The organism is Paraburkholderia sp. GAS38 (genome assembly GCF_050434965.1).
In the GTDB taxonomy this organism is placed as follows: Bacteria; Pseudomonadota; Gammaproteobacteria; order Burkholderiales; family Burkholderiaceae; genus Paraburkholderia; species Paraburkholderia phenazinium_A.
The window spans coordinates 117,817-138,593 of the sequence record NZ_JBNDJO010000009.1; the positions used below are offsets into that span (position 1 = coordinate 117,817).

Below are 20,777 nucleotides of genomic sequence, written 5' to 3' on the forward strand. Positions count from 1 at the left end.
GCTCACCCAATTTTTCAACCGACTTCGCGGCTGACGTCGCGCTTTCAACGAAACTAAATTTGCTTAGATCAAACAAATTTTGACTACTGGATTCTGTCTTGCTATGGTTCCGCCACTCGATAAGAAGGCATCAGCCGCACTCGCAATAGGCAGCAAGATTCGCGCGTTGCGACAACGGCTCAAGCGCACGCTCGATGAAACGGCGAAGGCGGCAGGCATCTCCAAGCCGTTCCTGTCGCAAGTGGAGCGCGGGCAGGCCACGCCGTCGATCACGTCGCTCGTAGGTATCGCGCAAGCGCTAGGGGTAACGGTGCAGTACTTCGTTGAGACGCCGACTGAAGCCAAGTCCGTGTGTCGAGGCGACGACCTGAAGTTTTTCGGTTTTGCCGATTCGGCAAACCTGTTTGGCAGGCTGACGAATCTGTCGGTGGATCGCAAGCTGGAAGCGATTCTGGTGCGGATGCCGGCCGGTCAGCAACCGTCGGAAGTGACGACGCATGCAGGGGAAGAATTTTTGTACGTGATGAGCGGCCAGATCGCTCTCACACTTGAAGGTACGACCTTCATATTGCAGGCTGGTGACACCGCGCATTACGAGTCGACTGTCCCGCATGCATGGGCTAACACCGCAGGGGAAGAGACGGTGCTGGTCTGGGTCGGAACACCAAGATTGTTTTAGTCGCAGTGCCTTGTGTTCGAGATGGATCGGTCGAAACATATCCATCAGTAGTCCTACAGGTTAACCCGTAGCTTGAATATGCAATACGAGTCGAGTAGTGAACGGTCCGGTCATGACTCGTGTTCATCAAGCTGCTGAAATGAAGTTGAAAGATTAAACAATAAATTAGTAAGATTTTAGTAGTCCGAAATCAAATAAGTCGGAGTGCCCCGTCTTCTCGCTGCAGTGGTTTAGACGCTAATCGGTTGGTGGAGTGATATGACCGCGGGGCAACTTTGGCGAAAGCGGCGCAACGTCGCCGCAATTCGAGTAGAGGGGTTCACAAGACCTCTCTTCGCACAACAGGTGTGGCCTTACTGACGAGTGAGAAGGGGAAAAATGAAACAACGGGCATTGGCGTTGGCCATCAGAAGAATAATCTGGGCCGAACTCGCATTGACGACTGCATTCGCCGTTCCGGCGTTTGCGCAAAGCCAGCCGGCGGCAGCTCCTGCAGCCGCGGCCTCGGGTACTGCAGCGGCGGCCGCTCCGGCTCCTGCTTCGGGCGCGGCGGCCAGCAACAAGAACGTCAAGCAGTTGAAGACCTTCGAAGTGACGGGTTCGCTGATCCGTCAGGCGGACAAGACGGGCTTCAATTCGGTTCAGGTGATCTCGCAGAAAGACATCCAGCAGAGCGGTGCAACTTCCGTATCGGACTATCTGCGCCAGACTTCGGCCAACTCCGCGAGTAGCTGGAGCGACGCCAATCCGGACAGCTTCGCACCTGGCGGCGCAGGCATCGCATTGCGCGGCCTGAGCGAGAAGTACACGCTGGTGCTGATCGACGGTCAGCGCGCTGCGCCCTTTGCATTCGCAGTGAACGGCACCGACACGTTCTTCGACCTGAACACGCTGCCGACGAACATGATCGACCGGATCGAAATCGTCAAGACCGGCGCTGTGTCGCAGTACGGTTCGGACGCTATCGCCGGCGTCGTGAACATCATTACCAAGCACGATTTCCAGGGCCTGCAGCTCGACGGCAACATCGGCGGCGCGCAGCATGGCGGCAATGGCACGGGCAACTTCAGCATCCTCGGCGGCTTCGGTAACCTGACCGAAGACGGCTACAACATCACGGCAGCGGCCAGCACGTTCCACCAGAGCGGCATCATGCTCGGCCAGCGCGATACGACGTCGCAATACAACGCGTACTCGCCTGCGTCTTACTGGGTGAACCCGGCTACCAATACCGCTACGGCGATTGGCTGCGGCGCTTCCAACAGCCGCGTGGTCCCGGCAAGTGCGTCGGCCAGCACGTTCGGCTCGCTGGGCGGCACGGTCTGCCAGCACAACATCACGGATGAAGAGTCGCTCGCCCCTGAGTCGGATCGCTCCAACATCAAGATTCACGGCGACTTCAAGATCAACGACCACATCCAGGCCTTCGCCGACGTGTGGGAAAGCTACAACCAGACGACGCTGTACGGTACGACGGGCGTAGGCGCAATTGGCTGGGCTGGCGTGCCGCAGGTGTACAACCCGGCTCTCGGCGCACCGCAGTCGCTGAATACGACCAACGTGATCGCGGCGAACAATCCGTACAACCCGAACCCCGGGGTCGCGACGCCGATCAACTATCCGTTCGTCAACAACCCGCAAAACGTTACGACCACGGCGAACTTCTACCGTCTGTCGACCGGCTTGAAGGGCGACTTCAGCACACCGCATCTGGGTGACTGGAACTGGGCGGCGTCGTACGGCCATTCGCAGAGCGAAGTGTCGAACTCGTATTCGAACGAAGTGTCGGCAGCGGGCTATAACCAGTTGCTCGCAGGCGGCTACGATTTCGCTAACCCGTCGGCTACGCCGAACGGTCTGAATGGCGTGTTCGGCACGCTGAACAACCAGGCTATTTCGAAGCTCGACACGATCGATGCGACGATCTCCACGCCGAACCTGTTCACGCTGCCGGGCGGCGATGTCGGTATCGGCTTCGGTGCGCAGTTCCAGCACCAGAGCGAATCGATCGACACGGCAGCCGGCTATGCGACCGGCGACTTCATTACGCCGCCGTACCAGACGGTGGAAGGTCAGCGTAATGTCGCCGCGGTCTATTACCAGATCGACATTCCTATCATCAAGAACCTGACGTTCAGCCAGTCGAGCCGCTATGACCACTATAGCGACTTCGGCGGTGCGTTCTCGCCGCGCTTTGCGTTGCGCTATCAGCCGGTTCAGGCCTTTACGACGTACGCGTCGTTCAACCGCGGCTTCCGCGCACCGACGCTGATCGAAGACGGTAAGGCAACGAGCTTCGGCGTGCAGAACGCGGTCGACCAGGATCCGGCATCGCCGCAGTACGGCCAGGCAGGCAACTACTTCCTGGAATCGACGGCAGGCAATCCGAACCTCCAGCCGGAACGTACGAAGAACTACAACATCGGCTTCGAACTGTCGCCGACCCGTACGACCGACATCGGCTTCGACTGGTACAAGATCGACATCACGAACGTGATCGGTGTCGAACCGCTGCAGGGCTTGATCGATCAGAACAACCCGAACGTGGTGGTGCGTGACCCGAGCACGAACCTGATCAACTTCGTGAACACGCAGTACGTCAACGAGTCGTACCTGAACACGGATGGTTTCGAAGCCACGCTGCGCCAGTCGCTGCCGACGCCGCTCGGTACCTTCACGGTTTCGGCTGACTGGGCGTATGTGCTGAGCTTCAAGACGCCGGGCCTGGCTGACGGTCAGACCAACGCTGCCGGTAACAACAGCGCGATGGCCGAAACCTTCGGTGCTTCGTTCCCGCGCTGGAAGGGCAATACGAGCCTGAACTGGAACTACCACCAGTGGAATGCCACGCTGACGTGGCAATACACGGGTCCGTACGAACAGGATCTGGTGTCGGGCCCCGGCATCGAGTCGTCGGTTCCGTCGTATAGCCAGTTCAACCTGTATGCTCAGTACACGGGCTTCAAGCACTGGACGCTGTATGCCGGCATCGACAACATTTTCAACCGTGCGCCGCCGTATGACCCGTACTGGTTCAACACCATCGACAACACGGGCTATGACGTCTCGCTGTATTCGTACATCGGCCGTTACGCTCAGATCGGTGCAACGTATAAGTTCTAACAAGTTGTAAGCCTGTTGACGATTGGTCGCTCCGGCATTCTTTGTGCCGCCGGAGCGACTCTTTTTTTTAAGTAGCACACTGTGAACTTCTCCGTACGTCGCCGCGGCCAGCATTGCCGTATCGCCGACCCGGCCAGCGCGAGAAGAACGCAGGGATTGTTGTCGGCGCCGGGGTCGTTTCGTGCAGGCCCCGCGTACGACGCTAACCCATAACCCAAGGCGCCATGCGACGCCTTAAGTGACCTTGACGATGGCGGTTGCGTCGCCCTGGTCGATCCGACGAACCGTGCGTTGGCCATAAGCCGGCGCGCGACCTACGCATACTGATGATGAGACTTGTGAAGTTTCGGTTGCCGCGCGCTGCATGGACGATCTCTTGCGCATCGGCGACACGGCAAGCCGCCACGCGCGCCGCGCCGGCTTTCGCTGCCGCACTGCTTGGCGCATTGAGTCTGGCTGTCACGCCGGCCCATGCCGCCTCTGCGATCGCCCAATACGATCAGCCCAAATATCCCGCCAATTTCACGCATTTCGACTACGCGGATCCGGACGCGCCGGCCAACGGCTATCTGAGCTTCGAGAACCACGACGAACTGCAGAGCTACGACTCGCTCAATCCGTTCCTGGTACGCGGCGCGCCCGCCCCGGACATCGCCAACCTGATGTTCGATACGCTGATGCAGCGCAGCTGGGACGAACTCGCCTCCGAGTACGCGTTGATCGCGGACGATGTCGAAGTGGCGCCGGATCAGACTTCGGCGACCTTCCACATCAATCCGGCCGCACGCTTTTCGAACGGCGACCCGATTACGGCTGACGACGTCAAGTACTCGCTCGATACGCTGAAAAGCCCGCAGGCCTCGCCGCTCCTGAACTCGCAGTTCGCGATCATCAAGAGCGCGACCGTGCTCAACAAGTCGACCATTCGCTTCGACTTCTTGCATCCGGAGCGCGACGCGCCCCTGATCGCCGGCGATCTTCCGGTGTTCTCGCCGAAGTGGGGCATGACGGCCGACGGCAAGCGTCCGCCGTTCGATCAGATTTCGACCGCGGCGCCGATTGCGAGCGGTCCTTACCTGATCGCCCAGCGCAAGAACGACAAGGACATCGAATACGTTCGCAATCCCGACTATTGGGCGGCGAACCTGCCGACGCGGCGCGGCATGTACCGCTTCGAGCGCATCCGTTTCAAGCTCTACGTGGACCAGTACACGCAGCTCGAGGCCTTCAAGGCCGGTGACGCGGACGTCAAGGTCGAGTACAGCGCGACGCAATGGGCCCGCAAATACGTCGGCAAGAACTTCGACAACGGCCTGCTCAAGCAGGTCAACGTGCCGGACGGCCCGGCCCAGATGCAGGGCCTCCTGATCAACCTGCGCAAGCCGATGTTCCAGGACGTGCGAGTCCGTCACGCGCTCACGCTGGCGTTCGACTACGACTGGATGAACCGGATGATGTTCTACGGCCAGTACGTGCGCACCAACAGCTATTTCGACGCCAGCCCGTTCGGCGCGAAGGGCATGCCGGGACCGAAGGAACTGGCCTTGCTCGATCCGTTCAAGGCGAGCTTGCCGGCTGAAGTGTTCGGACCGATGACGATGCAGCCCAACACGCTGCCGCCGAACTCGCTGCGCAGCAACCTGCGTCAGGCTCGCGACCTGCTGGCGCAAGCCGGCTGGCACTATCGCGACGGCGCGCTGCGCGACGCCAACGGCACGCCGATGAACATCGAGATCATCGACGACCAGCCCGGCATGGACCGGCTGCTGCTGCCCTACATGCAGGCGCTCGGCATGCTCGGCATCCAGGCGCACATGCGCGAGATCGACAGCGCGTTGTACCAGAAGCGGCTCGACAACTTCGAGTACGACATGACCACCTATATCTACAACCCGGTGACGATTCCGGGTGCGGAGCTGGAGCGCCGGTTCGGCAGCGCGGCAGCCTCGCAGATCGGTTCGGAGAACTATCCGGGGATCAAGTCGAAGGCGGTTGATGCGATGGTCCGCGCGGCGCTGGCAGCCAATACGCTTGACGATCTGGAAGCGGCCACGCGCGCGCTCGACCGCATTCTCATCAACGAGTACTACCTCGTGCCCGAGTACTACGCGCCGAACACGCGCATCGGTTACAAGACGACACTTGCCTATCCGAAGGTTATCCCGACCACGTATCAGGCCGAGGACTGGATCATTGACTACTGGTACAAGAAACCGCAGGCCGCACTCAGTGCAGCCACGCCGGTTTCCGCGCCGTCCGCAGCAAACTGAGGTTCACCATGCTTGCTTACATTCTTAGACGTCTGTTGTTGATGGTGCCGACCCTGATCGGCGTCGTGACCCTGACCTTTGTCGTCACGCAGTTCGTGCCGGGTGGGCCGGTCGAACAGGTGATGACGCAACTCCGCCACGGCAAAAGCCGTGGCGGAGAGGCGGGGGCGGGCGGTGGCGGCTATCACGGCAGCCAGGGTGTCGATCCTCAGCAGCTCGAACAGATCAAGAAGCAGTTCGGCTTCGACAAGCCGCCGCTCACGCGCTACTTCCTGATGATGAAGAACTACGCGACCTTCAATCTCGGGCAGTCCTACTATCAGCACGACAGCGTGTGGGAGGTGATCAAGTCCAAGCTGCCGGTCTCCATCACACTCGGCTTATGGACGGTGCTGCTGACCTATGTGATATCGGTGCCGTTGGGCATTGCGAAAGCAGTGCGCAACGGCTCCCGCTTCGACACCGTGACCAGCGTGCTGGTGCTGGCCGGCTACGCCATTCCGGGCTTCGTGCTGGGCGTGCTGCTGCTGATGCTGTTCGGCGGCGGCACCTTCTGGCAGGTGTTCCCGATGCGCGGCCTGACTTCGGATAACTTCCAGGACCTGAGCCTCGTCGGCAAGGCGCTCGATTACCTGTGGCACATCGTGCTGCCGGTCACGGCGTCGGTGGTGGGGAACTTCGCCGTGGTCACGATCCTGACCAAAAACACCTTCCTCGAGGAGATTGGCCGGCAATACGTGCTGACCGCTAGAGCCAAAGGGGCGCCGGAGCGCGACGTGCTGTGGAAGCACGTGCTGCGCAACGCTGCGATTCCGCTGCTGACAGGTCTGCCCGCCGCTTTCGTGGGCGCCTTCCTGAACGGCAACCTGCTGATCGAAACCCTGTTCTCGCTCGACGGTATGGGCCAACTGTCGTACGACTCCGTGATCCGCCGCGATTACCCGGTCGTCCTCGGTTCGCTCTTCCTGTTCACGCTGATCGGTCTTGTAACCAAACTTATTGCTGACGTCTGCTATGTCCTCGTCGACCCCCGCATCCAATTCAACCGCCTGGGCCGCTGATCCGGCGGCGGTCACGCTCGTCGCGTCGGTGTCGCCGTGGCGTCGCACGTGGCTGCGTTTCAAGAGCCAGCGCCTCGGTTACTGGAGCCTGGTGATTTTCGCAACGCTGTTCGTGATCAGCCTGTTCGGCGAAGTGCTTGCCAACGACCGGCCGCTGATCGTGCGCTACGACGGCCATTACTACTTTCCGATCGTGAAGGACTATCCGGAGACGGTGTTCGGCGGCGATTTCCCGGCCGGCACCAACTACCTGGACCCGTATATCCGTTCGCGTTTCCAGGGTAACGGCAACTTCGCGGTCTATCCGCCGAATCACTATCACTACGACACGATCGACTATTTCGCGGCGCATCCGTATCCGGCGCCGCCGTCGTCGAGCAACTGGCTGGGCACCGACCAGTTCGGCCGCGATGTGTTGTCGCGCCTGCTGTACGGCTTCCGCCTGTCGGTGCTGATGGCGTTTGCGTTGACCGTCTCGGGGGTGGCGATCGGCGTGCTGACCGGCGCCGTGCAGGGCTTCTACGGCGGGCGCACCGACCTGATCGGGCAGCGCCTGATCGAAATCTGGAGCTCGATGCCGGACCTGTATCTGCTGATCATCTTCGCGTCGATCTTCGAGCCGACGCTGTGGCTGCTCTTCATCCTGCTGTCGATGTTCGGCTGGCTGGTGCTGTCGGACTACGTGCGCGCCGAATTCCTGCGCAACCGTTCGCTCGACTACGTGAAGGCCGCCCGCACCATGGGTCTGTCGAACTGGCAGATCATGTGGCGTCACGTGTTGCCTAACAGCCTGACTCCGGTGATCACGTTCCTGCCGTTCCGCATGAGCGCGGCCATCCTGTCGCTCACCAGCCTCGACTTCCTCGGCCTTGGTGTCCCGCCGCCGACGCCGAGCCTCGGCGAGCTGCTGGCCGAAGGCAAGAACAACCTGGATGCATGGTGGATTTCGATCTCGGCGTTCTCGGCGCTGGTGATCACCCTGCTGTTGCTGACCTTCATGGGCGACGCATTGCGCAACGCGCTCGACACACGCATGCGCGGCTCGGCATTTGGGGGTGGCAAGTAATGAACAAGCCTGTGAACAAGCCTTTGCTGGAAATCGACCGCTTCTCGGTGCGCTTCGGCGAGAAAGTCGCGGTGCAGGAACTGAGCCTGTCGATCGGGCGCGGCGAACGCGTCGCGCTGGTCGGCGAATCGGGCTCGGGCAAGAGCGTCACCGCGCTGTCCATCCTGCGTCTCGTGGAGCAGGCGGAACTGAGCGGCCGCATGCTGCTCGACGGCGAAGACCTGCTGCAGAAGACCGAGCAGCAGATGCGCGGGATTCGCGGCGCGGATGTCGCGATGGTCTTCCAGGAGCCGATGACGGCGTTGAACCCGCTGTACACGGTCGGCAAGCAGATCGCCGAAAGCCTGCGGCTGCACGAAGGCATGCGCCCGAATGCGGCGCGCGAACGCGGCATCGAACTGCTGCGCCGCACCGGCATTCCCGAGCCGGAGCGCCGCATCGACAGCTTCCCGCACCAGTTGTCCGGCGGCCAGCGCCAGCGCGCGATGATCGCCATGGCGCTCGCCTGCCGCCCGCGTCTGCTGCTGGCCGATGAGCCGACCACCGCACTCGACGTCACGGTGCGCCAGCAGATCGTCGATCTGCTGATCGAATTGCAGGAACAGGAAGCCGCCGAGCGCGGCATGGCCGTGCTGCTGATCACGCACGACCTGAATCTGGTCAAGCGCTTTGCGCAGCGCGTGGCGGTGATGGAAAAGGGCGTGCTGGTGGAAACCAACACCACCCATGCGCTGTTCTCGAACCCGCAGCATCCCTATACGAAGCGTCTGCTCGACAGCGAGCCGCAGCGTTGCATCGACGAGGTGGAAGAGGGCGCGCGGCAGATTCTCGACGTCAAGGGGCTCGCCGTCGACTATCACGTGTCGGGCAAAGGCTGGCGCTCGATGTTCGGCAAGTCGACCTTCCGCGCGGTGCACGACGTGGACCTGAGCTTGCGCCGCGGCGAGACGCTCGGCATTGTCGGCGAATCGGGCTCGGGCAAATCGACGCTCGCGGCTACGGTACTCGGCCTGCAGCATCCGGCTTCGGGGACGATCGACATTGACGGCCTCGCGCTGTCGTCGCTGAAAAACGCCAAGGCCAAGCGGGCGCTGTACTCGCGCATGCAGGTGGTGTTTCAGGACCCGTTCGGCTCGCTGTCGCCGCGCATGACGGTCGAACAGATCATCGGCGAAGGCCTCGCCGTGCACCGTCCCGATGTCGACGCCAAAACGCGGCGCGATCGCGTGGGGGCCTTGCTCGAAGAAGTGGGCATGCCGGTCGAATCGATGCTGCGCTATCCGCATGAATTCTCCGGCGGCCAGCGTCAGCGGATTGCGATTGCCCGCGCGCTCGCGGTCGAACCCGAACTGCTGGTGCTCGACGAGCCGACCAGCGCGCTCGACGTGTCGATCCAGAAGCAGGTGCTGAACCTGCTGACCAATCTGCAGAAAAAGTACCAGCTAAGCTACCTGTTCATCACCCACGATCTCGCGGTGATGAAGGCGATGGCGCATCGCGTGATCGTGATGAAATCGGGCCGCATTGTCGAAGCGGGCAATACGATGGACGTGCTGCATGCGCCGTCGCATCCTTATACCCAGTCGCTGCTGGCGTCTTCGCTGATGGTGCCGCAGGCGGACATCCAAGAGAAAATCGCATGATTGACGAACGGTGGGCGCAAGCCGCCCGCACGCTGAGGAGCGACGCGGATTTCTGGTCGCTGCGCATCGTCGACGAAACCATCGACGATCACGAAGTCCGTGACGACGTCGCCCAGCCGTTGCATACGCTGCGCGACCGCGGCGCCATGCTGATCGCCTACGTGGGCGCGGGCGCCGGTTATGCGGCGAGCGCCAACCTGTCGGCCGCCGGTTTGCAGGCCGCGCTGGATATCGCCACCGCCCGCGCCAAAGCGAGTGGGGCGCTGTCGCTGATCGATCATCGCGAGATCGCGCGTCCGGCCACGAGCGGCCGCTATGTGTCGCCGAACGCGGAGCATGCGTTGCCGAGCCGGCGCGAGTGGCTCGAGCGGCTGGCGCACGAATGCGCGGCCGCCAATATCGACCCGCGCATCGTCGAGCGTACGGCGAGCGTGCAGGTGACGCAGACCGATCAGCTTTACATCACCGGCGACGGTGTGCGCATCGACCAGCATTTCCGCTTCGTGATGCCGCAGTTGAGCGTCGCCGCGCATGCCGACGGCGACACCCAGGTGCGTACCCTGGGCGGCCACTACGGCACGCTCGCGCAGGGTGGTGTCGAAGTATTGGCGCGCTACGGCTTCGACGGTGCGGGGGCGCGTGTCGCCCACGAGGCGCTGCAATTGCTGGCCGCGCCGAATTGCCCCTCGGGCAAGCGCGATCTGCTGCTGATGCCCGACCAGATGATGCTGCAGATCCACGAATCGATCGGCCATCCGCTCGAGCTGGACCGCATTCTCGGCGACGAGCGCAATTACGCCGGCTGGAGCTTCGTGAAGCCGGAGATGTTCGGCAGCTATCAGTACGGATCGAACCTGCTGAACGTCACGTTCGATCCGGACCTGCGCGAAGAGGCCGCGGCCTACGCTTTCGACGACGACGGCAGCGCGGCGCAGAAACATTATTTGATCCGCGACGGCGTGCTCGAGCGGCCGCTCGGCGGTGCGCTGTCGCAGCAGCGCACGGGTCTGCCGGGCGTGGCGAATTCGCGCGCTTCGAACTGGAACCGGCCGCCGATCGACCGGATGGCCAATCTGAACATCGAACCGGGCGACCAGTCGCTCGAGCAGATGATCGCCAATATCGAGCACGGAATTCTGATGCGCAGCAATACGTCGTGGTCGATCGACGACCATCGCAACAAGTTCCAGTTCGGCTGCGAGTTCGGTCAACTGATCGAGAACGGCAAGCTCACCGAGATCGTCAAGCAGCCCAACTATCGCGGCATTTCCGCGAATTTCTGGCGCAGCCTGTCGGCGGTCGGCAATGAGAGCACCCGCCAGCTGTTCGGCACGCCGATGTGCGGCAAGGGCGAACCGGCCCAGGCGATTCGGGTCGGCCATGCGTCGCCCGCTTGCGTGTTCAGCAATATCGACGTCTTCGGAGGCGCATGATGAGCGACTCCCTGATCCCGCACGACGCGGCCGCGGTGGACTGGCATCGTCACTTCCTGCTGCTGGCCGATGCGATCGACCGTGCGCAGCAAGGCGGCGAAATCACGCTGACCTCGTTCTCCGCGGAGCAGTCGGATTTCATCCGCTTCAACGCGGCCAAGGTGCGGCAGATCGGCAGCGTCGCGCAAGGCAAGCTGACGCTGCGCCTGATCGACGGCGCGCGCCAGGCCTATTCGACGCTGACGGTGTGCGGCGATGCCGACGCCGACCTGCAGGACGTGAGCCGCGCGCTCGTCACCCTGCGCGAAGGATTGCGCGATGCGCAGGACGATCCTCATCTGCTGTTCGACACGTCGCAATGGGAGCGCTCGACGCGCCGCGCCGGCAAGGTGCCGGAGCCGCACGCGCTGGTGCGCACCGTCGCCGAATGTGCGAAGGGCCTCGATTTCGTGGGGTTTTACGCGGGCGGCACGATTGTGCGCGGCTTTGCGTCGACCAAAGGCAGCCGCGGCTGGTACGAGGTCAGCAACTTCAACTTCAGCTGGTCGCTGTACGATCCGAGCGGCCGCGCCATCAAGACCAGCTACGCGGGCGACCACTGGAGCGACGCCACCTTCGCCCGCAAGGTCGAGCAGGCCGCGCAGCGCTTGCCGATCCTCGCGCTTACGCCGCGTGCGCTGTCGCCTGGACGTTACCGTTCGTATCTGGCGCCTGCCGCGCTCGAAGAGTTGCTGGGCGTGACCGCATGGGGTGGTTTCTCGGCGCGTGCCCAGGCGACCTCGCGTAGCGAACTGTACAAGCTGCATACCGGCGAGGTGGCGCTGGATCCGCGCGTGACGCTGACCGAGGACCTGAGCCTCGGCATCACGCCGGGTTTCAACGACGACGGCTATCTGCGCGCGAGCGTGCCGCTGATTCAGGACGGCCGCAGCATGGAGCGCCTCACGAATGCCCGCAGCGCCCGCGAGTACGGTCTGCAGCCCAACGGTGCGCTGGACTCCGAAGCACCTCTCGCGCTGTCGATGGAAGGCGGCGACCTGGCCGAAGACGACGTGCTGGCGCAGCTCGATACGGGTCTTTATATCGGCAACCTCTGGTACGTGAATTTCTCGGACCGGATGAATTGCCGCCTGACCGGCATGACGCGCTTCGCGACCTTCTGGGTGGAACGCGGGCAGATCGTGGCGCCCGTGGAGGCCATGCGTTTCGACGACAGCATGTACCGGCTGCTCGGCGATCAACTGGAGCGCCTCGGCGCCCAGCCCGAACTGCTGCTGAGCGATTCCACCTATGGCGAGCGCGCCACCGGCGGCATGCATCTGCCGGGACTCCTCGCGCGCTCGTTCGAACTGACGCTGTAAGGGGATGGGTCAAAACATCACGCCACCGTCCCCATCTGAGCGCTTCACGCTGCGCGCGTTGGGCGTAGCGGACGCGGAGCAGCTCCACGCCCTGGAGCTGCAGCCCGCGATGTTGCATGGCAATCCGAGCGCGCCGTATCCGACCCTCGAAAAAACCCGCACGCGGCTTGCGAAAGTCCCTTCGCCGGGGGTGGCCATTGCGGCCGTGTCCGGCGATATACTGATCGGCTTCGGAGAAATGATCCGTGGCACGCTGCGCCGTGCCCATACGGCAAAAATCGCGGTCGGCGTGCACGAGGCTTGGCATGGCCGCGGGGTCGGCAGTGCGCTGATCGCGGAAATGCTCGATCTTGCCGATCACTGGCTCGGCCTGCGTCGCGTCGAACTCAATGTGTTCACCGACAACCTGCCGGCCCTTGCGCTGTACAGGAAATACGGTTTCGAAGTAGAAGCGACGCACCGCGCAGCGGCATTGCGCGACGGTGTGCTGATCGATAGCTACTTCATGGCACGGTTGCGTGAGCCGATGCCATTCGCAACGGACCAGAATAATGAACACGAGCAGCGAGAGGTTTGAGAGAGCAGCAGGGACAACATCGCACGTGAACGTGCGCGCATGCGAAGCATCGGACGTGGAAGCGATTGCCGACATCACGAATCAACCGGGTGTGCGGTACGGCACCCTGACGATCGGCTATCGCACGCCCGAAGCCATGGCGTCATGGTTCGCCAATTTGCCCGCGGGCGCCTTGGCCTTGTGCGCGGAACTGGATGGCCGCGTGGTCGGGTACGCCGAGATGGTGGTGGCGCGGCCGCGCCGCGCGCATAGTGCGGGTTTCGGGTTGTCGGTGCACGACGCCTACCTGCGGCGTGGTGTGGGCGCCGCGCTGCTGGCCGCGCTCGTCGACTGCGCCGACCGCGCGCTCGGCCTGCGCCGCCTCGAACTGACCGTGTTTGCCGACAACGTGCCGGCCATTGCGCTGTATCGCCGCTTCGGTTTCGTCGAAGAAGGGCGCTCGCGCGGCTATGCGATGCGCGACGGCGTGCTGGCCGATGTTTTGCACATGGCGCGCCTCGCTGACGCGCCATCTTTCGTGCCGCACTGACAGGAATCCTGAGTGCCCTCATTTTTTATCGACCGACCGGTCTTCGCCTGGATTGTCGCGTTCGCCATTATCGTGGCGGGCGCGCTAGCCATTCCGCAACTGCCGGTTGCCCAATACCCGCGCCTGTCGCCGCCACGCATCGTGATCGTGGCGAGTTATCCGGGCGCCGCGACCGAGGTGGTCGACGGCGACGTGGGCAGCATCATCGAGGAGAGTCTCGATGGCGCCGACGGGATGCTGTACTACGAAACCAGCAGCGACGGCCAGGGCAACCTGGAAATCGACGCGACCTTTTCGCCGGCCACCAATCCCGACATCGCGATGGTCGACGTGCAGAACCGCCTGAAGCAGGTCGAACCGCGCCTGCCGCAGCAGGTCGTGCAGAACGGCATCAGCGTCTTCAAGGCGTCGAACACCTTCCTGATGCTGGTGGCGCTGACCTCGACCGACGGCACGCGCGATTCGACCGAACTCAGCAACTACCTGAACCGCTACGTGATGCGCGAGCTGAAACGCGCGCCCGGCGTGGGCTCGGCGGAACTGTGGGACTCGGACCAGGCGTTGCGGATCTGGCTCGATCCGATGAAGCTGCGCGAGTATGGACTGGCCGCCGGCGATGTGAATGCCGCGATCACCGCGCAGAACGCCACGGTGACGGCCGGCACCCTGGGCGACGCGCCCTTTGTGCCGGGGCAGCAGATGGTGGCGTCGGTCACCGTCAAGGGACAACTGATCTCGCCGGAGGAGTTCGGCCAGATCGTGCTGAAGGCGAAGCCGGACGGTTCGGCCGTGCGCCTGCGCGACGTGGCGCGCGTCGAACTCGGTCGCGACGACTACTCGTTCTGGTCGCGCCTGAACGGCCGCGCGTCGGCCACCGTCGGGATTCAGCTAGGGCCGCGCGGCAATGCGCTGGAAACGTCGAACGCGATTCGCGCGCGCCTCGCCGAGCTGGCGAAGAGCATGCCGCCCGGCGTGCAGATCGAGATTCCTTTCGACAGCGCGCATTTCGTGCAGATCGCGATTCGCGAGGTCGTGTACACGCTGATCGAAGCCGTGGTGCTGGTGTTCTTCGTGATGTGGCTGTTCCTGCGCGACCTGCGTTATACGCTGGTGCCGACGGTGGTGATTCCGGTCACGCTGATGGGCGCCTTCCTCGCAATGTGGGCGTTCGGCCTGTCGATCAACGTGTTCACGATGTTCGGCCTCGTGCTGGCAATCGGCATTCTGGTCGACGACGCGATCGTGGTGGTCGAGAGCGTGCACCGCGTGATGGAAGAAGAGGGCTTGCCGCCGCGCGAGGCGACCCGCAAGGCGATGTCGCAGATCGGCAGCGCGATCGTGGGCGTCACCGCCGTGCTGACCGCGGTGTTCGTGCCGATGGCGTTTTTCCCGGGCAGCGTGGGCGGCATCTACCGGCAGTTCTCGGTGGCGATGATCGCCTCGATGCTGGTGTCGTCGTTCATGGCGCTCTCGCTTACGCCGGCGCTGTGCGCCAACCTGCTGAAGCCGACCGGTACCACGCCGCATCAGCGCGAGGCGCGCCGTGGCTTGCGCGGCTTCTTCGCGCGTGCCGCGTCGAAATTCGCCGATGGCTTCGACGGCGCGTCGCGCGGTTACCGCTGGCTCACTACCCGCACCGTGCAGCGGATCGGCCGGGTGCTGGCCGTGTATGCGGTGCTGGTCGGCATCTGCGGCTTGCTCTACTGGCAGATGCCCGGCGGCTTTCTGCCGACCGAGGATCAGGGCCAATTGCAGGTGATGATCCAGTTGCCGGCCGGCTCGACCCAGGCGCGCACGCTGTCGGTGATCAAGCGGGTCGAAGCGATCCTGCATCGCCACCCCGAAATTGCGCACGTGACGAGCCTGATCGGCTGGAGCTTCCAGGGCACCGGTCAGAACGTCGGCATGGCCTTCGTCGAACTGAAGGACTGGGACGACCGCAAGCTCAGTGCAATGGAGTTGCAGGACAAGTTGAACGACGAGTTTTCGAGCATTCTCGACGGCTCCGTGGACGCCCAGTTGCCGCCCTCGGTGCCGGGCGTGGGGCACTCGGACGGCTTTGTGTTCCGGCTCGAAGATCGCGGCGGGGTGGGGCTCGATGGCCTGAAGGCCGCGCGCGAAGCGTTGTTCGCGAAGGCCAAGACGGATCCGGCGCTGGTGGACGTGCACTCCGAAGACCTGCCCGACGCGCCGCGTGTCGAACTGACGATCGACCGGGCCAAGGCCTATGCGCTGGGCGTGTCGTTCGACAAGCTGTCCGATCTGCTGGGCAGCACCTTCGGCTCGACGTATGTGGACGATTTTCCGGATGTCGGGCGCATGCGGCGCGTGGTGGTGGAAGGCGACGCCTCGACGCGCATGACCGACGACGACCTGATGGCGCTCTCCGTGGAGAACGCGCAGGGCAACATGGTGCCGCTGTCGGCCATCGCGACGCGCAAGTGGACTGTTGGGCCGGTGGCGCTGTCGCGTTACAACGGTTATCCGTCGCTGGACGTGAGCGGCCGCGCGGCGCGCGGCTACAGTTCGGGCGCGGCGATGGCCGAGATGGAGCGGCTGGCCGCGTCGTTGCCGGTGGGCGTCGCCTACGACTGGGTGGATGCCGCGCGCGAGGAAACCGTGGCGGAGAAGCAGACGCCGCTCCTGATCGGTTTGTCGTTGCTGGCGGTGTTCATGGCGCTGGCCGCGCTGTACGAGAGCTGGACCATTCCGTTCGCTGTGCTGATGGTGGTGCCGCTTGGGGTGATCGGCGCGGTGTCGGCGGTGCTGATGCGCGGTATGCCGAACGACGTGTACTTCAAGGTGGGGATGATCACGGTGATCGGCCTGTCGGCGAAGAACGCAATTCTGATCGTGCAGTTTGCCCGCGATCTGCACGCGCGCGGCTTGCCGTTGACACGCGCGGTAATCGACGCCGCGGGCGCGCGCTTCAGGCCGATCGTGATGACCTCGGCGGCGTTTCTGCTGGGCGTGGCGCCGCTGGTGATGTCGAGCGGGGCGGGGGCCGAGAGCCGCCAGTCGATCGGCACTGGCGTGTTCGGCGGGGTGCTGGCGGCGACCTTGCTCGGGCTGGTGTTCGCGCCCGTGGCGTTTCACGCGGTGGCGTCGCTCACGGAACGGCGGCGCCGGCGTCCGGCCGGGCCCGAGCATGCCGCGACGGATGAACGCAAGCCGGATCCGGCGCGGCCTGCGCGCGCGGATCGGGAGCGGGAGCGGCAGGAGACCAGTAGCAAGTGAGGCACAGGCGAGCCGCAAACGGGCGATCGATGCGCGGCGGTGCGGTTGGCCCGCGTGTCAGTAGGCCGGCAGGCAGCGCGCGCGCTATTCGCTTAGCGGCCGGCCTGCTTCGACCCAACGCGTCAGTTCTCTGAGCGTCAAACGGTAGCGAGCGAAGTTGTGCTCGCCGAGCCGCGCAATGTCGCCTTTGACGATCTCCGTGAGCCGCTCTGCGTCTTGCGGCGGCAGGCTGAATTCGGCGACGGCTTCCTTGAGTGGATGGCCGTCGCGCACCACACGGCTCACCAGTTCGCTGATGGCGTCGCGGTGTACCGCGCGAAACAGGTCAGGCAAGCCCGTCGAGGGCGACTCGCCGAGCGCCGCGGCGATATCCGCCTGGGAGACCGGATGATGCCCGGTGTCCCGCTGTTCGGCCAGGTGCGCATCACATGGCGCGGCGCGGTTGGCTAAACTTGCCTACCTCGGAGAACAACACGCCAAAGGAACGCCATCGTGACACGCACTAGCCGCAAGGGTCTGCCTTGCCTTGCATCGCTCATGCTATTGACCGCAGCGCCGCATGCCTGGGCGGCGGGCCTGGACTGCAGCCGCGCCGAAGGCGACACGCAGACCGCAATCTGCGCCCATCCCGACCTGCAACGCCTCGACCTCAGACTGTCGGCGGCGTACGGCAGACTGATCGGCGCGCAGTCGCAGCAGCGCGCGTCGATTCGCGAGGCGCAACTCGCCTGGCTGAAACTTCGCGATCAATGCGGCGCCCAGACGGACTGCCTCAAGGACAAGTATCAGGAGCGCCTCGGTGCGTTGCAAAACCAGTTGCGCGAGGTGGACGCATACAAGCCGGATAGCGTGGACCTGCAGGCGCTGCAGGATTTGCGCGCCGCCGTCGAGGCGATGCGCAAGACCGATCCGCAGTTTCCGCTCGAGAAGGTCCTCGCCGGTCTGGCGATCAAGACGGGGCAGACGACGTTCTCGAATGTCGGGGATAGCGCGAGCGACGACGGTGCGCATTTTCCCACTGTGCGGCCGGCCGGCGTGACGGCCGACGAGTGGAACGCCTTGCTCGCCTCGCGGATCGACGGAGGCGGCGAGAACGGCACCGCGTCCTATACGCTGCTCCATATCGACGGCAACCCGCAGCGCGATCTGGTGATCGACTCGTACAGCGGCGGGACCGGTCTGTTCACCCTCACGAGCGTCCTGCGCCGTAAAGGCGGCAAATTCGTAGGCGCGTACTTGCCCGCCAATCAGCGTATCGACGCGAATGCGCAGGCAAGCGATGCCGACACGGCCGCCACCGATGCCGCCGCCGATCTCGCCGACGGCCAGACGGCGTTGTACTCGCAAAGCGACCGGGGCGCGAATCAGGACGCTGTCTGGATCAGCTTGCGCGGACGCGTCTACGCGGCGTATCGCAACGGCTCGTACGGCCAGGACGATGTCTATCTGCTCAGGCCGTTGACGATCGTCGGCGCGGTGCCAAAGCTGACGGTTCACTACCGCTACAACCTGTTGCTGCCGAAGGTCCAGAAGAACGAGGACAAAGGCACGGTGACGACGCTCGACGACCCGCTGTACGCGGCGTTGACGCACGCAGTGGCTCAGTTGAACGCGGAGCCGGTCAAGGGCAGTGGGGACGCGACGAAGCCGCTTTGTCCGGTTCCGCCCAACGTCACCGGCGACGAGCGTCTCGAGTATGAGAGCTACGGTCCGGGTCACTACAGCTACGATATCGTCGGCGACGTCCCGGTGTGGCTGGGGCATCAATGCTATCTGGGGCGCGTGGTCGACTGGTTCGGCCGCTATTCCGCAGACGGCGTCGAGGCGCAGCTCTGGATGCGCAAGCCGGGTGACGTCGAGAACACCCGCACCTTTACGATGCATGGCGTGCGGACTACAAGCGGCGTCGATACATCGGTTGGGAAGGTTGAGGCGGACAACGGCTAGTCACGCTTGCGTGACGCCGAATGCATCCATGCCGCTACCGGTCAGGCGCAGCGTCTTTGACAGGGGCAGGGCAGGGCAGGGGGAGCGGAAATACGGAGGGCGTTGAGAACGCTTATTGAGAACGCTTAATGAGGCGGCAGGCGCCGCCTCATTCACAACAATTTACTTCGACGCTACCAGAATCCACAAACGGGCAAGGTCAGCCGATCCATCGTCGCCCTTGACCGCCTTGAACGCCTGAATCGCCTTGGCCTTCTGTCCGGCGATGAAATACGCTTCGCCCAGATGCAGTTGCGCCTGGTCCGGATGTTCGAGGCCGCCCTTGGCAATCAAGGCTTCCATCGTCGCCAGACCCTGCTGCGCCTGACCCGCGAACACCTGATTGAAGGCCGCATCGAACGGCGGAATCGGCACACCGTTGCTGTCCACCGTGCTGGTCGCACGCTTGGCCGCCAGCGCCTGCAGACGCTTCTCGCGATCCGCACCGGCGTCGTGACCCAGCACGCCGGACGAGAAGCCCTGATCGATCACCTGCTTGCCTTCAGCCGTTGTGCCCGCAACGATCGCCAGCTGCGTCATCTGCATGTAGTCGTCAGCCGTCGTCAGCGAACCGGTAGCACGGCGCAGACGATAGGTGTCGATATCCAGACCCGACGAGTAACCCGGCTTGCTGCGAATCGCCGAGAACAGGTCATCCCAGTACGACTGCTTCGGGTGGAACGCCACCAGCTTTTCGAGCGCACCGCGATAGGTGGCCGAATCGTTGGACTTCTGTGCGCACGTACCCAGCAACTGCAGTTGCGACTCGTCCGGTGCATGACCGGCGCGCGCCTGTGCATCCACGGTAGGCTTGAGCAGGCTCACCACGTTTGCGCAGTCGCCCGACAGGTAGTACGACTGGATCAGCAGGACGCGCATGTCCGGGTCCGTGCCGCCTGCCTTCAGGTAGCGCTGCGCAGTCCTGATAGCCTGCGGATAGCTCTTTTCCTGAAAGTAGATGCCGGCGAGCGCCGCCGTGGTGCGCTGTTCGTCCGCGCCCGTCAGCTTGCCCGATGCCAGCAGCGTTTCGTAGGCCTTGGCCGCGGTGCCGGAATCGCCGGCCGCGGCGGCAGCCGCACCGCGCATCTCTTCGACCATATAGCTTTCATACGGCGTCTTGTTCGGCACGGCGTCCGCCTGGGCGATCTTCGCCAGCGCGTCCTGGTACTTGTGAGCCCGGTACGAATCCTGCGCCGCGTTGAGCGGCTTGGCCACTTCGGGGCGCAGCGTGTCGGCGGCATGTGCGCCCGGCAGCACGACGAGGGCAGACAGCCCCCCGAAAGCGGCCGCGATCACGGCACGCTTGAACCGTTGATGGATCATTAGCTCTCCCACTTCCTTATTGCATGTACTGCTCGTTGCCGATCAAACCGATCTTGGTGGCGCCGACACGTTGCGCCGCAGCCAGCACGGCAGCGACGTCCTTGTACGGCACCAGCTTGTTCGGCAGCAGATGGATCTCAGCCTGCACCGGCTCAGCAGCAACCTGAGACAGCTTGGAGTTGAGCGTGGCCTGGTCCGGGATCACCGTGCCGTTCCACATCATCGTGCCGTCGAAGTCGATATCGATCTGCACCACCTCCGGCTGCACGAGCGGCGGGGGAGGGTTGCCGACCGGCAGGTTCATCTTGATGGCGTGCGTCTGGATCGGAATCGTGATGATCAGCATGATCAGCAGCACCAGCATCACGTCGATCAGCGGCGTGGTGTTGATGTCGACCATCACATCCGGTTCGCTACCGCCGCCCGAAGATACGTTCATTCCCATAATCAGCTCCTTCCTGTCGATCGGACCGGGCGCTTGAGCGCCGG

General features: G+C 63.6%; 15 protein-coding genes. 12 read left to right on the forward strand and 3 right to left on the reverse strand.

The features are described from left to right. Nucleotides 1-103: 103 nt before the first annotated feature. The 11 genes from P3T42_RS21495 (at nt 104) to P3T42_RS21545 (ending at nt 16,979) form a co-directional block, all read left to right on the forward strand. Nucleotides 104-679 carry a helix-turn-helix domain-containing protein gene (locus P3T42_RS21495; protein WP_074297787.1) on the forward strand — a complete coding sequence of 192 codons (576 nt, stop codon included), beginning with the start codon at nt 104-106 and terminating at the stop codon, nt 677-679. 378 nt (nt 680-1,057) lie between these two features. After that, a complete protein-coding gene (locus tag P3T42_RS21500) occupies nt 1,058-3,802 on the forward strand; it encodes a TonB-dependent receptor (protein WP_074297789.1) in 2,745 nt (914 codons plus the stop codon). Between the two features lie 329 nt (nt 3,803-4,131). Continuing rightward, nucleotides 4,132-6,072, forward strand: coding sequence for an extracellular solute-binding protein (locus tag P3T42_RS21505; protein WP_429307270.1), 1,941 nt, complete (start codon nt 4,132-4,134; stop codon nt 6,070-6,072). Between the two features lie 8 nt (nt 6,073-6,080). Continuing rightward, complete coding sequence (locus P3T42_RS21510; protein ID WP_074297791.1) at nt 6,081-7,133, forward strand: microcin C ABC transporter permease YejB; 1,053 nt, start codon at nt 6,081-6,083, stop codon at nt 7,131-7,133. After that, on the forward strand, nt 7,087-8,199 hold the full coding sequence (locus tag P3T42_RS21515; RefSeq protein WP_074297794.1) for an ABC transporter permease: 1,113 nt from the start codon (nt 7,087-7,089) through the stop codon (nt 8,197-8,199). Before P3T42_RS21510 ends, P3T42_RS21515 begins: the two co-directional genes overlap by 47 nt. Continuing rightward, complete coding sequence (locus P3T42_RS21520; RefSeq protein ID WP_074297796.1) at nt 8,199-9,842, forward strand: ABC transporter ATP-binding protein; 1,644 nt, start codon at nt 8,199-8,201, stop codon at nt 9,840-9,842. The genes P3T42_RS21515 and P3T42_RS21520 overlap by 1 nt, the downstream gene beginning before the upstream one ends. After that, nucleotides 9,839-11,275, forward strand: a complete 1,437-nt coding sequence (locus P3T42_RS21525; protein ID WP_429307188.1) for a TldD/PmbA family protein — start codon at nt 9,839-9,841, stop codon at nt 11,273-11,275. The genes P3T42_RS21520 and P3T42_RS21525 overlap by 4 nt, the downstream gene beginning before the upstream one ends. Further along, on the forward strand, nt 11,275-12,636 hold the full coding sequence (locus P3T42_RS21530; protein WP_429307271.1) for a TldD/PmbA family protein: 1,362 nt from the start codon (nt 11,275-11,277) through the stop codon (nt 12,634-12,636). Before P3T42_RS21525 ends, P3T42_RS21530 begins: the two co-directional genes overlap by 1 nt. A 4-nt stretch (nt 12,637-12,640) precedes the next feature. After that, entirely contained in the window at nt 12,641-13,213 is a 573-nt protein-coding gene (locus tag P3T42_RS21535; protein ID WP_074297801.1) for a GNAT family N-acetyltransferase, read from the forward strand. Then, nucleotides 13,188-13,742 carry a GNAT family N-acetyltransferase gene (locus P3T42_RS21540; protein WP_074297802.1) on the forward strand — a complete coding sequence of 185 codons (555 nt, stop codon included), beginning with the start codon at nt 13,188-13,190 and terminating at the stop codon, nt 13,740-13,742. Before P3T42_RS21535 ends, P3T42_RS21540 begins: the two co-directional genes overlap by 26 nt. Nucleotides 13,743-13,754: 12 nt before the next feature. Next, nucleotides 13,755-16,979, forward strand: a complete 3,225-nt coding sequence (locus P3T42_RS21545) for a multidrug efflux RND transporter permease subunit (RefSeq protein WP_429307189.1) — start codon at nt 13,755-13,757, stop codon at nt 16,977-16,979. A gap of 84 nt (nt 16,980-17,063) precedes the next feature. On the opposite strand, the gene P3T42_RS21550 is transcribed toward P3T42_RS21545, so the two are convergent. Next, the gene (locus P3T42_RS21550; RefSeq protein ID WP_429307190.1) at nt 17,064-17,312 is read right to left on the reverse strand and encodes a hypothetical protein; all 249 of its coding nucleotides are present in this window, start codon (nt 17,310-17,312) and stop codon (nt 17,064-17,066) included. A gap of 159 nt (nt 17,313-17,471) precedes the next feature. Here P3T42_RS21550 and P3T42_RS21555 point away from each other — a divergent pair, with 159 nt between their 5' ends. Next, entirely contained in the window at nt 17,472-18,926 is a 1,455-nt protein-coding gene (locus P3T42_RS21555) for a lysozyme inhibitor LprI family protein (RefSeq protein ID WP_429307191.1), read from the forward strand. Nucleotides 18,927-19,088: 162 nt separating this feature from the next. Here P3T42_RS21555 and P3T42_RS21560 read toward each other — a convergent pair whose 3' ends face one another. Then, on the reverse strand, nt 19,089-20,288 hold the full coding sequence (locus P3T42_RS21560; RefSeq protein ID WP_074297828.1) for a tetratricopeptide repeat protein: 1,200 nt from the start codon (nt 20,286-20,288) through the stop codon (nt 19,089-19,091). A gap of 16 nt (nt 20,289-20,304) precedes the next feature. Continuing rightward, nucleotides 20,305-20,733: an ExbD/TolR family protein gene (locus P3T42_RS21565; RefSeq protein ID WP_074297830.1), complete on the reverse strand. Its 429-nt coding sequence runs from the start codon at nt 20,731-20,733 to the stop codon at nt 20,305-20,307. Nucleotides 20,734-20,777 lie beyond the last annotated feature (44 nt).

What these genes read in the sequence shown, in the direction of transcription:
- P3T42_RS21495 (WP_074297787.1), top strand. Translation starts at nt 104, where the DNA reads ATGGTTCCGCCACTCGATAAGAAGGCATCAGCCGCACTCGCAATAGGC.
- P3T42_RS21500 (WP_074297789.1), top strand. Translation starts at nt 1,058, where the DNA reads ATGAAACAACGGGCATTGGCGTTGGCCATCAGAAGAATAATCTGGGCC.
- P3T42_RS21505 (WP_429307270.1), top strand. Translation starts at nt 4,132, where the DNA reads ATGAGACTTGTGAAGTTTCGGTTGCCGCGCGCTGCATGGACGATCTCT.
- P3T42_RS21510 (WP_074297791.1), top strand. Translation starts at nt 6,081, where the DNA reads ATGCTTGCTTACATTCTTAGACGTCTGTTGTTGATGGTGCCGACCCTG.
- P3T42_RS21515 (WP_074297794.1), top strand. Translation starts at nt 7,087, where the DNA reads ATGTCCTCGTCGACCCCCGCATCCAATTCAACCGCCTGGGCCGCTGAT.
- P3T42_RS21520 (WP_074297796.1), top strand. Translation starts at nt 8,199, where the DNA reads ATGAACAAGCCTGTGAACAAGCCTTTGCTGGAAATCGACCGCTTCTCG.
- P3T42_RS21525 (WP_429307188.1), top strand. Translation starts at nt 9,839, where the DNA reads ATGATTGACGAACGGTGGGCGCAAGCCGCCCGCACGCTGAGGAGCGAC.
- P3T42_RS21530 (WP_429307271.1), top strand. Translation starts at nt 11,275, where the DNA reads ATGAGCGACTCCCTGATCCCGCACGACGCGGCCGCGGTGGACTGGCAT.
- P3T42_RS21535 (WP_074297801.1), top strand. Translation starts at nt 12,641, where the DNA reads ATGGGTCAAAACATCACGCCACCGTCCCCATCTGAGCGCTTCACGCTG.
- P3T42_RS21540 (WP_074297802.1), top strand. Translation starts at nt 13,188, where the DNA reads ATGAACACGAGCAGCGAGAGGTTTGAGAGAGCAGCAGGGACAACATCG.
- P3T42_RS21560 (WP_074297828.1), bottom strand. Translation starts at nt 20,288, where the DNA reads ATGATCCATCAACGGTTCAAGCGTGCCGTGATCGCGGCCGCTTTCGGG.
- P3T42_RS21565 (WP_074297830.1), bottom strand. Translation starts at nt 20,733, where the DNA reads ATGGGAATGAACGTATCTTCGGGCGGCGGTAGCGAACCGGATGTGATG.